The following is a 12,381-nucleotide window of genomic DNA, read 5'->3' as shown; positions in this document are numbered from 1 at the left end:
TGAGGTATCACAGCGAAAGAAACTCCTGAATGCAAGACGGATTGATCGAGATTAACGATCAATAACCTGGTGCAGATGGTAAAGGAATCGCAGGGCTTTCGCGCTAGAGCGCTTGCATGCACGGACCAGCGTCAGCAACAGGGATCACATCCGCCCTGCCGACGGGTGATCGCTATCGCCCCGATATCGACGGGTTGCGCGCGATCGCGATTTTGCCTGTGCTGCTGTTTCACGCCCATATCGGCGGTTTTTCGGGCGGCTATGTCGGCGTCGACGTGTTTTTCGTGATTTCGGGTTTCCTCATCACCGGCATCATCGCCCGCGAAGTGGACGAGCAGCGATTTTCGCTCGTTCGATTCTATGAGCGGCGGTTTCGGCGGATCATGCCAGCACTGAGCCTGATGATAATGGTCGTGCTGGGCGCGGCAGCGTGGCTCTATCTGCCTGGCGATATCGAAAGCGTGCCAAAGTCGGCACTCGCCGCGACCCTGTTTTCGTCCAACCTCTGGTTCTTCACCGATACCGGCTATTTTTCCGGCGGGGCCGATACCAAGCCCCTGCTCCACACATGGTCGCTGGCGGTGGAGGAGCAATTTTATATCGGCTTCCCGATCCTGCTCATGCTGGTCGCGCGCTTTGCGCCGCGCTGGCGAACGGCGGCTGTGGGCGTCATCACGGCGGCGTCGCTCCTGCTCGCGATCCTGATGCAGCGCGATACCAGCGGCTTCACCTTCTATCTGCTGCCCACCCGCGCCTGGGAATTGTTAGCGGGCGCGCTGCTGGCGCTCGGGGCGGTTCCGGCGGTTCGCACGCGATGGCAGCGGGAAGTGATCGCGTTCGGCGGGCTGGTGGCCATCGCGCTGGCCGTCGCCTGCTATAATCGCGACACTATATTCCCTGGCGTCACCGCCCTCGCCCCGGTACTGGGCGCCGCGGCGCTGCTGCATTGCGCCCCGCATACGCTCGCCGGCCGCCTGCTCACCTTGCCGCCGGTCGTGGGGGTCGGCCTTATCTCCTATTCGCTTTATTTGTGGCACTGGCCGCTGATCGTGCTCACCGAATATGCGACGGACATACCGCTGACGGGTGCCGTGCGAATCATCGTGATTGCCGCCTCGATCGCCGCGGCGACCCTGTCCTGGCGCTTCGTCGAACGGCCTTTTCGCGACGCGCGGCGCGTGCCCTCCCGGCGCGTCTTTCAATTCACCAGCGGCGCGATGCTGTTGCTAAGCGCGCTGTCGGCGGCCCTGATCTTCGCCGGGCCGTGGTCCTCGCGCTTCTCGCCAGAGGTTTTGGGGTTGATCGCCGGGCGCGACGATATCAGCCCGATGCGCAAACGCTGCCACGATAGCTTCATGCGGGGCGCAGCGCCCTGTGTGCTGGGCGCGAGTACGCGGCCCGACGCGATGCTGTGGGGCGACAGTCACGGCGTGGAAATGGCCTATGCCTTGTCGGAGGCTGCGAAAGCGCATGGCCACGCGTTGATCGAACGCACCACGTCAAGCTGTCCGCCGGTGTTGGGCTATGACGCGCCGAAGGACCCGCGCTGCGTCCGCGCCAACAACGCGGCCTTCGATTCCATCCGTGCGGACCCGCATCTGCGCCGCGTCTATCTTGCCGCCTTCTGGGCCAATGGACAGTTTGACGACCCGGCCTTTCTTCGCAAGCTGGACGGCACCATCGGCGCGCTGAGGCGGCTGGGTCGTGAGGTCGTGCTGATCGGCCCCGTGCCGCCTCAGCCGTTCGACGTGCCTCGCCGCCTGGCGCACCTTGCGCGGGCCGGGCAACTCTCACGCGCGCTGGGCATGGACCGCGCGACGATCGAAGCGAGAACCGTGCATCTGCGGGGGTTCATCAACGGCTGGCGGCGGAGCGGCGTGCGCGTCATAGAACCGGTGGCGTCGCTATGCCGCAAAGCCACATGCGACATCGTCCGCGAGGGCAAGCCGCTTTATTTCGATTCGCATCATCCGAGCCTGACGGCGGCGCGCCTGATCGTGGCTCGAGCTTCGCCTTACGGCTGAGACGTTATTCCGCCGCCAGCGCGATCGAAGCGCGGGGCAGTTCCTGCGCCAGCGCGCCGGCGATCGCGGTGATCATCGCCCGCGCGACGGCCAGCCCCGGTCCCGGACCGTCCAGCGCGGCATCGAGATAGAGCGAGCGGTCGACCTCCAGCTGCAAGGCGTGCATCGCATGCGCGGGCCGGCCGTGGCGTTCGATCAGATGATCGCCGGGATAGGGGTGGTTCTGAGCGGCGACGACGCCATGCCCGGCCGCGACATCGGCGGCCAGCGTCATCAGCCGCGCCGACGCGCTGCGCCCGAACCTGTCGCCGAGGACCAGCTGGGCCGCCGCCCGCCCCGCCGCCGCCGGGGGCAATGGCGGCATCGAATGCAAGTCGATGAGGATCGCATGGCCGTGAGCCTCGCGGGCCGCCTGCATCAATCGGGTCAGCGCCGCGTGATAGGGCCGGTGGATCAGGGCGATCCGCCGCTGCACTTCCGACCAGGGCAGCAGCGCCCGCCACAATTCATTCGCGCCGGGCACGCGGCGAGGGATGAGGCCGAGGCCCCCGCGCAATTTGATGCTGGCCTGAAGCGGCGCGCCTGGCGGTATTCCCGTGATCATGACCGGGTCGATCTCCCGCTCGTGGCGGTTGAGATCGATGCAGGCGCGCGGCGCTTGCGCGATCATCACGCTGGAGCCGCTCGCGATCAAATCATGGGCAAGACAATCGACCCAGCGGTCCTCCAGCCGCCTCAGCACCGCCAGACTGACGCGCGCGGCACCAAGCAAGGCGTCGCTATAGGCGCGTCCCGCATGGGGGACCGATATGATTACCGGGCTTATGGGGATATCCGGCCCAAAGCGATGAAAGGCAGGCGTCATTTCGACCGGAGGACGCGGTGCGGAATTCGCCAACAGGTGTCCTTTCAGCGCCTCGGGCAAAAATAGTTACCTGGCTGGATAATAATTAAACCTTGTCGCATATATCGGCGGGGGGTGCCACCCCGCTGCGCTGATGCAAGCCGGGACGGGCATGGAATAGCCACAGGGCTGATGACGGGATAGTTGGGGCGATGGTGCGAATCCTGCTGGCGGAAGATGACGAAAGCATGCGCACCTATCTGGCACGGGCGTTGGAACGGTCAGGCTATGACGTGGTCGCCGTGAGCACCGGGACAGAGGCGCTGCCCCATATCGGCGCCGATCGCTTCGACCTGTTGCTGACGGACATCGTGATGCCCGAAATGGACGGCATCGAACTGGCCCAGCATGCAGCGGCCGTGGCCCCGGATATGCGGATCATGTTCATCACCGGCTTTGCCGCCGTTTCGCTCAAAGCCGGGAAGGCCGTGCCGCAGGCCAAGGTCTTGTCCAAGCCCTTCCACCTGCGCGACCTCGTGCTGGAGGTCGAGCGCATGTTCGGCAGCGAAAGCCTGACCGGCCTTAGTTGAAGAGCCTTTCAGTCGGGAATGACTTCCTCGACATCGGGCGTCGGATCGAGCGGGATGCCCGCCATCGCCGCGCGGAATCGTTCCCGGTCCAGCCCATCTTCCCATGCCGACACGACCACGGTCGCCACCGCGTTGCCGATGAAATTGGTCAGGCTGCGACATTCGCTCATGAAACGGTCGACGCCGAGAATGAGGGCCATGCCCGCCACCGGCACCGAGGGCACGATGGACAAGGTCGCAGCGAGCGTGATGAAGCCCGCACCCGTTACCCCCGCCGCGCCCTTGCTGGATATCATCGCGACCAGCAGCAGCAATATCTGCTGTTCCAGGCTCAGATGCACATTGCAGGCCTGGGCGATGAACAGGGCCGCCAGCGTCATATAGATGTTGGTGCCGTCGAGGTTGAAGCTGTAACCGGTCGGCACGACCAGCCCGACTACCGACTTGCGGCAACCGGCGCGCTCCATCTTCTCGATCAGGCTGGGCAGCGCTGCTTCCGACGAGGAGGTGCCGAGCACCAGAAGCAATTCGGCCTTGAGGTAGCGCAGGAGGTGGAGGATGTTGAACCCCGCGAACCAGGCGACGGTGCCGAGCACGACCAGGACGAAGATCAGCGACGTCAGATAGAAGGTCGCGACCAGCCCGGCGAGGTTGGCCAATGTGCCGACGCCATATTTGCCGATGGTGAAGGCCATCGCGCCGAATGCGCCGATCGGCGCTGCCTTCATCAGGATCGCTACCAGCCGGAAGATCGCATGGCTCGCCGATTCGAAGATCGTCATCAGCGGCCTGCCCTTGTCACCGATCAGCACCATCGTAATGCCGAACAGGATCGCGACGAACAGGGTCTGGAGAATATTATCCTCCGCCACCGCCGATATCAAAGTGCTGGGGATGATGTTCAGCAGGAAGCCGGTTAACGTGCGGTCATGCGCCTGGAGCGCGAAATCGGCGACCTTGCCCGCGTCGAGGGTCGCCGGATCGATATTGAGCCCCTCGCCCGGACGCACGACATTGGCGACGATCAGGCCGACGACCAGCGCCAGGGTGGAGAAGGTCAGGAAGTAGGCGAAGGCCTTGGCCGCGACCCGGCCAATCGCGCCCAATTCCTTCATGCCGGCAATGCCGGTGACGATCGTCAGAAAAATGACCGGCGCGATGATCATCTTTACCAGCTTGATGAAGCCGTCGCCGAGCGGCTTCAGCGCGACGCCCGCGTCCGGCCAGATATGGCCGATAGTGACGCCCAGCGCGATCGCCACAAGCACCTGCATATAGAGTTGCCGGTAAAATGGCAGGCGCGGGGCGGCCTGGATCGGTGACGTTGTGGGCAGCATCGAATTTGGTCCCCCTGTTCGCGCCGAACATATGGCCTGCCCCCGCCCTGTCCAGCGGATTAGGCGGCGATAGTGCAGATTTCGGCTTGCACGGCAGGATACCCCCCGCTATGGGCTGCCTTCCCGTGGGCGTGTAGCTCAGTGGTAGAGCACTGTGTTGACATCGCAGGGGTCGCAAGTTCAATCCTTGCCACGCCCACCATCGAAAAATCCGCTAGGTCCAAGGACTTAGCGGATTTTTTGTTAGGCGCGCAAGACGGTGACATTTGCGTGCTGTTGGGTGAGTTTTGGGTGAAGCGCCGACCCGACTTTTTTGGTGAGATCAGAGACGACATCCTCGATCCCATCCCTGATTGTGCCTAAATAATCAGGATCGAAGATGGCGTAGCGGCTGGACGTCTTGCCGAAAGGCCGGTGACCAAGCGCGATTTCCAGTTCGATGAGGTCAACACGCCGATTGGCCAGGATCGTTGCCATGCTGTGACGCAGAAGCTTTGGCCCCCAGCCAAGCGGAATGCCCAATTTGTCGCGGGCGCTGTTCCAACTACTCTTGATGGAGGCTACGCGAATCTGCTCGATCAGTTCGGCTTGCTCTTCTGGGTCACACCTCTTTCGCTCCCTGCATACGAGCCAGTCGTCGGTAGCACTCAGCCATGAATGCAAGAGGTCGATCACGGGAACGGTTGGCCGCACTTTCTTGGTCTGTATGCGGCTCGCCGGGTTTAGCGCAAACAGGCGTTCTTCCTGCATCCACTGGCCTCGCCCAGGCCGAACGCTCATATCGAGAATCGCATCGGGTCGGGCCAAGGTCGTTATCGATCCGACTAGATATCGGCGAAACGGGAGGAGACGGTCGGCATGTCCGCTGTAGGTTCCCGCTCCGTTAAGCGAGAAGTCCAACAGCTCCGCAATCGCGTCGACGGATAAACGATATGTCCGCTGTGGCGTCACCTTGTCACGCGTTTTGTGCTGGAGAGGCGGAACGTACCGCGTGCGTCGCGCCTTAAATGCGTGCGCAAGCGCCGCTTTCAACTGGATGATGCTTTCTTCTACCGTGGCCGCGCTGCGAGGGCGTCGCTTACCTTCGATCCATTGGCCTTGAGCATCTTTTTTGCGTGCAATGATCGGTTCCGCCAGTGCCCATTGCCGAAAGCGATTCAGAAAACGATCATCGAGGTCGTCGGGAAGGAATGGGTCGGTCAACCTCCCCGCATCCGCTTCAACGTCCATGAAACGGGTCATCAGCTTCAGGCGCGCCTTTATCGCCACAGCGCTCACCTGATTGCTGCCATGCTCGAGCCAGTAGTCGGTCATTGCCTCGGGGACACTGTAGAGTACTTGTTCCCCGACAGTCGGGCGGTGAACGGCAAGATAATGAACGTCCAAAGCATCGCATGCTAGTCGAACGTCTGTCGTGCCCGTCGTCTTGCGGCGCTGATGTCCTGAGTCTGTGTCATACCACCAGATATACCATCGGTTGCTGATTGGTTCGCCGCCGGCCCCCCGGGCATAGTCGAGCCAGAACTCTCCGCGCTGATATATTCCCCCTTTGACAGCCGACATCGGGCTTGCTCCTTCAACAAATGCGCTTTGGAGACGGCCAGGGATTCGACCAGGCCGATGTCAGCGAGGACATCGAGGTCTTCTGCGGAAAGGCGGATGCCCCTTCGCTGAGCGATCGCGCGCGAGATCCTTCGATCAAGGTCGATAACCGCGTCATCGAAGAGGCTTGTTTTCCAATCCTTCCTGCTAGCCACCTCCTTCCGTCTCTTCACATCTCCCTCCCCTTCCCTGACCCTAGGGGAGAGTTGAAATTTTCGGATTGTCCACGCTGGACGGAGCGGAACACGGTCGTTCCGAAGCGCCTGCCAAGATGGTCTGCCACGGATCGGGAATAGCGACGCTGACGCCACGGCGTTGGGCTGTGATAGGCTCCTACTGCATCCCAATATCCCCGCGCCTCGCCTAGCTGAGACGTGAATATCCACCGCGCCGCATGCGCGTTGAAGCAAGGATCGAATTTCAGCCAATGCCTGACCTCCCTTTGACCGCGACCGAGAGCTTTGGCGATCTTGGGAACCCACCAGCTGTTGATCTGGAAAGGCCCCAGGTCATGGCTTCCGTTCGTGTTGAGAACCTCAGCGCCGATCCATCCCGCCTCCTGGTCGCGAAGACCCCAAAGGGTTTGTTCAAGCCAGACCACGCCATGAGATGCCGCCTTGATGCAGACAGCAATCTGGCGTTCTTGACTTTCGGAGGGAGCGCTGGCCTGAGCCGGAAAGTTTGGATTGGCCATGAGCATCGCGAGGACCGCGGACAGACTCGCTTTAGCGATCCAGTCCATCACGACCTCCCCCGCGCACGTCGTTTGTCGTTGTACGATCACTACCCTGTTCCTGAGCACCGGCTCGAAGCCCAAGAGCCGTCAGATGCCGGTCGAATGCTTCCGCCATATTCTGGGCGTTGGAGGCAAGCCGGGCAGCCAGCCCTCCCTTCCTGCTGCTCCGCCGGACGAGCCGGGCGCCGAGCCAGCGGTCGGCCTGGTTCCTAAGTTCGAGCTCTTGGTCCTCACGCAGGATCGCAAATTGCGATGGATTGTGCGCCGCCATCCGATCCGCTCGGTCACGCTCGAGCCGTCCCAATCCCTCGATTGCAGAGGTCTTTTCCCCGGAGGCGCGCTCCAGCTTATCAACGAGGCGATCCTTGTCTTGCGTCCAGAGCTTGACGCCCAGCCGAGCGCGCGTGATCGCCGTATAATAGTTCTGAGCTGTGACGAGCGGCGATCCGATCGGTGCCAGCACATACACGCGGGCATAAGTGCGGGACTGGGCGGAATAAATGGTTTCCGCATAGCCATGATCCCAGCTTTTATGCTTGGCGAGGTCGATCTCCTGGGTGTGATCCGCTTTGTCCCAGCGAATTGTGGCGATGGCGCCGTCGAGGCGCTCGACGGTACCACGTTGGGCATTTTTGATGCCAAGTTCGTGGGCGACAAGCCTCCACTGAATGCGATCGCCTTGGGCGAGGTCACGGATTTCCGGAACGAACACATTGACCCGTCCCGCCTTGGTAAGGCGTGGATCCCAACGAATGACGCGGCCATGTTCATCAACCAGGCGTACTATCGGTCGGCCACGTTCGTCGCGCGCGTTACCGAGCACACGATATTCTGCGTCACGGGCCAAGCCCGCTTCGGCGTGAGCGCGACCAAAGGTGACGATCTGACCGGATGAATAGAAGCGAGCGAGATGCTTTTCCTGTTCGGAAAAGCCCGCCGGCGCCAAAATAGAAAGTCTGCTGTCCTGCGCGGCGACCACCCCTTCGCGCTGCAATGTCTCGCGGACCTGCGTATTGACGACCAGCCTGGTGGCATTGTCCAGAACAAGTATATTGGTTGTTGCCCGGGTTTCGGGCCGGAGCCTTGTCCATTCACCAACGAGTCCTTTCGCCAGCGCCTCCGCGTCGGCCCCGGCCACGACCTTGTCTAATTGCTCGAGCGACCCCGCATAATCGCCGGCACGCGCTCGGGCGACCGCATCCTTCATGCGCGCCGTCTCTTGTCGACGCGATTCGGTAAGCTGCGAGGTTGGCATTCCGAGCTGCTGCATGAGCCAGAACGCTTTGCCCTGCTCGATTGCGCCCGTCTGCTTGTTGTCGCCCAGCAGGACCAACCGCGCCCCAGTTGCGCGACTGATTTCAAGGACGCGCAGTGCCTGGCGGTTCCCCAGCTGGCCCGCTTCGTCCAGGATCAGGACATCCTGCCCGGAAAGGCCATAACCGCCCTCAGCAAGCAGGCTCGCCACGGTTCGTGATCCGATCCCCGCCGTGTCGCCAAGGTTGGCAGCGGCAGAAGAGGTTGGCGCTAAAGCATGTAGCGTGGAGCCGGGCTCAGCAGCTGCGCGCAGTGTGGCGATCAGTGTCGATTTGCCCGAGCCGGCCACCCCATGGAGAGCCGTTACCCGATCGCGGCTCAGGGCCATGTCCACAAGCGCTCGCTCCTGCATCGGAGACAATCCAGCCCTATCGAGCGAAGCAAGCAGGCGATCGGCAGAAGCGATCGGCCGGCCATCTTCTATCGAAAGGGCGAGGTGCAGCGCGAGCGCTTGCTCGAACCGAGCCGAGCGGCGTGTCGTACGTCCGCGGTTGAGGATTTGGTCGCCCGTCTGCTCCCGGGTCGCGAGCAACTTACGGCGCGCCTCATGTTCATCGATGAGCGGACGCACATCCCGGAAACGGACCTCGCCTACATGCGCGGCAAGCCCGTTCGCAAGAAATCGGCCAAATGGATTGACCGCCTCGCGCCCCTCGGTTTGCCGGATCCCAAATAAGGCTGCGCGCGCCGAGTCGGCGGGCGCGACCATGATCGTACGTCCTTCGCGCCGCTCCGCAGCCTGGCGCAGGCTGTCGAGCGCTGGGGCATATTCCCCAAGCCGAGCCCGCCACTGGAGATGCAGCGCCTCCAGGCCGATCTTCTCCTTGGGGCCCCGCGTCGCGTAGAAAGATTGTCGGCGCGCGGCCTGTCCTTCCAGACCATGTTCGCGGGCATGGGCATCGATCTGTTCCGCCCGCTGCGACATTTCCGCGACCAGCTCTTTGGGCACCCCGCGGATTTCGAAAAGGCCCCGGCGCGGGTCGGCAGCGATTTCATAGCCAAGCGTCCGCAGGCCGTGCGCGAGTTCGTTTCGGTAAATCTGCCCGGAACTCATCTGCTCGCTGTACATTGCCCGGGTCTCCAGGCTCGACATGGGGGCGTCGCGTTCGCGATTGGTCATGTTGAGAACCACCACATGGGTGTGAAGATGCGGATCGAGTTCACGGCTCGCATGTTCGGTAAAGCGCGCCCAGAGAAGCCGCCCGGTCGTCTCGTGCCGAACGGTACCCTCCTCCCGGCGCCGCAGTTGCGCCTGCTCCTCGAGCCATGACAGCGCGACGCTGACCGCGCGTTCGTGCGCCGTGGCGATCCGCGTGTCGCCGACCGCCAGTGCGATGACCGAGACCGATTTAGGCGCGCTGAGTGCGAAGTCCCAGCCTGGGTGGTGCTCGATCCCCTCCTTGCGGTGCCGCCCGAGTTGCTGGCCCGCGACCTCGCCACGGAGCAGAGTTTCGAAGGTTTTCGGATCGACTTCGCCGGAAAGCCCGAGTTCGTCTGCAAGCTCGCCACCCCATTGCGAGCCCTCCGTCCCGCCCTTGGTGTAGTAGTCGCCGATCGTGTAGTAGCGCGCGATGTTGCCGGCTGTGCCGGTCAGTCGTCGAGGATGCATCATGCCGGCCTCGACGCGCTACGCGCACCGCCCCTGCGGCCGTGCTGAGACAGGCCAAAGCCGGATGAGCGACCCAAAAGTTCCGGTCCCGGCGTGGGCGATCGGGGTGGCTGCGCCACACTGCCGGCAGAAGGAGCGGCCTCGTATCGCGGCGGGCCGCTCCCCTCAAGCGGGAGTTCAGGCGATGGGGTTTCCTTACGCGATGGGCGCGCTTTCTTCGCCATGGTCTTGGACGCGTCCGGAACAGGCGACGGGACGGTGGCGGACAGTCGTACTGCAGGCGCCGTCCGGTCCTCAAAAGCCGGAAAACATGTCGGGGACCGGTTGTAACTGTCGGCGAAGCGCGCAACTGGAAGATTGCGGCCAAAGCGAAGAAATCCGGTCAAATTAGGAAGATTGGTCACCTCCGTGTGCATGACGAGCGGCCGCGTGACCTGCATGCGCGAGAGGTTCACGCCGTCACGCATATCGTTCACGCCATAGGACATGCCTTCATTGGCTTCGACCTGCTCGACCTGTCCCAAATTCTCGGAGACATGCTTAGCGGTCGGCGTGTCGTTCGCGCGCAACGCCACCCAGGTTGAGCAATAGCCGGTGATCGCCGCTGCATCCTGGATGCCGTAGGTCGCCTCGAGCTGCGGGTAACTCTGGAACCCTAATATACCGCAGCCGCCATATTTCCGCGCACGGGCGAGAAAGTCCGAGAGCGAGGGGAGTTTCTGGAGTGTGGGAAGCTCGTCAATAACGCAATAAAGGCGTCGCGCGCGATCGGGCGTGAGGCTCATGATCGCGCTGATGGCGATGTCGAGCCAGACGGTAATCAGCGGCCGTAGCGAGGGCAGCTGATCGGCCTTCACCGTGATGAACAGCCAGCTGTCGTCCTCCTCATTGGAGACCCAATCACGGATCGAGAAGCCATCGAGCGTGTCGTCGAGATAGGAGAAGCTGCGCATGACCGAGGCGAGCTCGGCGCGGATGCCGGCCGATGTGCGATCGCCCTCCGTCGAGATGAAGGCGGCAGCGTCGGTTCCCTCGGCAAAGGTCGCCAACTCCTTGAGCGGAGAACGCAGAATCGTATCGAGGAGAACCGAGACAAGCATGCGGTCGTCGCGGGCGAGCTTGCGGAGAACGGCGACCAGCGTGCCCCGGGCAGCCTTTGCCCAGAAGGGATCGCCTGACTTGTCGGGAATGGTCGACTCGGCGATCTGATCGTAATGATAGTCGCGAGGCACATCGACCCAGGGCGACCAGTTGTCAGCCCGCGCGTCGAGCGGATTGAGCAGGATGTCGTGCCCGGGCCTGTAGAATTTCTCGACGAAGGTCCCCGCCGCGTCATAGACGATGGCTCTGCGGCCCTGCTCGCGGATGCCGGCAAGCATCTTGACTATGATGTTGGTCTTGCCCGTCCCCGGGGCGCCACAGATCAATATATGTTCGGGCTCGAAGGCGTCCGGAACCGGCACACCTCCGATGGCGAAGCTGCCTTTGCGGCTCCCCCATAGCAAGCGTCGCAACTGCCTGGGCGTCCCGAAGCGCGCGCCGCGCAGGAACTGGTTGGATCCAAGGCCCCTCCCCGTCCTCGTAAAGAAGAACCAGGCCCAGAACAGCATGATCAGGGAGAAACTCCCCACCAAGGCCGCGCCGACTAGGAGGTGGTGCTCCATTTCCCGGAGCGCCTGGGCGGCAACGCCCGACTCCAACAGCTTATCGGAGTTGGTCCAATATTCGGGGCCTTCGGCCCCCCGGAACAGGAGGGGCGCGCCGCCTGGAACGTCACTCTTGAGGGTCGCCTCGACGATCTTGAACGCGACGTAACGCTGATAGTCGTTCGCCTTCTCCAGAACATACCAGAGCGTGCCGCCTACCCACAGGACGAGGCCGGCTACCACGGTTTGGACAAACACCTGCGTGGTCATGCGGACATTGTGAACGATCGCCTGTCCGCCCCTGGTCCAGGACCCGAGCGTGTCGTTGCGGAAGATGCTCATGAGCGCTCCTCCACGGGATCGATAAGGCCCCGTTCGAGGAGGAGAGCGCGAGCATCGGCCGTACCCCGAGCGAGGAGGTCGGGATGGCGTGCACTGATATAGGCTGCGAGGATAGCGAACACCTGGATGTTCGTCGCATGCAGCTCGTCGAAGCGGCCATGATAGCCGCCTGCGTCCATACCTTCGTAGCGATCGAGAATGTTGCGGACATAATCCGCGACGTTCGTGTCGGCAGCACGCGCGCCGACGATGAGACGCTCGTAAAGCGCGTCTTTGAATCTGATGGTAACTCTTGCCAAGCGCCGAACTCCTGTTCGACGCCTGATCACGGTGATGA

Annotated in this window: 9 protein-coding genes and 1 tRNA gene; 3 read left to right on the top strand and 7 right to left on the bottom strand. The window is 62.7% G+C overall.

Going from position 1 to position 12,381, the window contains the following annotated elements:
* Positions 1-116: 116 nt before the first annotated feature.
* Entirely contained in the window at positions 117-2,024 is a 1,908-nt protein-coding gene (locus WG907_RS09465) for an acyltransferase family protein (protein WP_340232533.1), read from the top strand.
* A 4-nt stretch (positions 2,025-2,028) separates the two neighbouring features.
* Here WG907_RS09465 and WG907_RS09460 read toward each other — a convergent pair whose 3' ends face one another.
* On the bottom strand, positions 2,029-2,922 hold the full coding sequence (locus WG907_RS09460) for an N-formylglutamate amidohydrolase (RefSeq protein WP_445326797.1): 894 nt from the start codon (positions 2,920-2,922) through the stop codon (positions 2,029-2,031).
* 158 nt (positions 2,923-3,080) lie between these two features.
* Between WG907_RS09460 and cpdR the strand changes: the two genes are divergently transcribed.
* Positions 3,081-3,458: a cell cycle two-component system response regulator CpdR gene (gene cpdR, locus WG907_RS09455; protein ID WP_340232532.1), complete on the top strand. Its 378-nt coding sequence runs from the start codon at positions 3,081-3,083 to the stop codon at positions 3,456-3,458.
* An 8-nt stretch (positions 3,459-3,466) separates the two neighbouring features.
* Here the strand turns inward: cpdR and WG907_RS09450 are convergent, their stop codons facing one another.
* Positions 3,467-4,795, bottom strand: a complete 1,329-nt coding sequence (locus WG907_RS09450) for a dicarboxylate/amino acid:cation symporter (protein WP_340232531.1) — start codon at positions 4,793-4,795, stop codon at positions 3,467-3,469.
* Positions 4,796-4,922: 127 nt separating this feature from the next.
* Between WG907_RS09450 and WG907_RS09445 the strand changes: the two genes are divergently transcribed.
* Positions 4,923-4,997, top strand: a tRNA-Val gene (locus tag WG907_RS09445).
* A 41-nt stretch (positions 4,998-5,038) separates the two neighbouring features.
* Here WG907_RS09445 and WG907_RS09440 read toward each other — a convergent pair.
* The 5 genes from WG907_RS09440 to WG907_RS09420 form a co-directional block, all read right to left on the bottom strand.
* The gene (locus WG907_RS09440; RefSeq protein ID WP_340232530.1) at positions 5,039-6,358 is read right to left on the bottom strand and encodes a site-specific integrase; all 1,320 of its coding nucleotides are present in this window, start codon (positions 6,356-6,358) and stop codon (positions 5,039-5,041) included.
* 208 nt (positions 6,359-6,566) lie between these two features.
* Complete coding sequence (locus tag WG907_RS09435; protein WP_340232529.1) at positions 6,567-7,139, bottom strand: lytic transglycosylase domain-containing protein; 573 nt, start codon at positions 7,137-7,139, stop codon at positions 6,567-6,569.
* Positions 7,123-10,059, bottom strand: coding sequence for a MobF family relaxase (gene mobF / locus WG907_RS09430; RefSeq protein ID WP_340232528.1), 2,937 nt, complete (start codon positions 10,057-10,059; stop codon positions 7,123-7,125). The genes WG907_RS09435 and mobF overlap by 17 nt, the downstream gene beginning before the upstream one ends.
* A complete protein-coding gene (locus WG907_RS09425) occupies positions 10,056-12,044 on the bottom strand; it encodes a type IV secretion system DNA-binding domain-containing protein (protein WP_340232527.1) in 1,989 nt (662 codons plus the stop codon). The genes mobF and WG907_RS09425 overlap by 4 nt, the downstream gene beginning before the upstream one ends.
* A complete protein-coding gene (locus tag WG907_RS09420; RefSeq protein WP_340232526.1) occupies positions 12,041-12,343 on the bottom strand; it encodes a hypothetical protein in 303 nt (100 codons plus the stop codon). Before WG907_RS09420 ends, WG907_RS09425 begins: the two co-directional genes overlap by 4 nt.
* Positions 12,344-12,381: the final 38 nt, after the last annotated feature.

Source organism: Sphingobium fluminis, assembly GCF_037723805.1.
Classification (GTDB): Bacteria; Pseudomonadota; Alphaproteobacteria; order Sphingomonadales; family Sphingomonadaceae; genus Sphingobium.
This window is presented reverse-complemented; position numbering and strand designations above follow the sequence as displayed.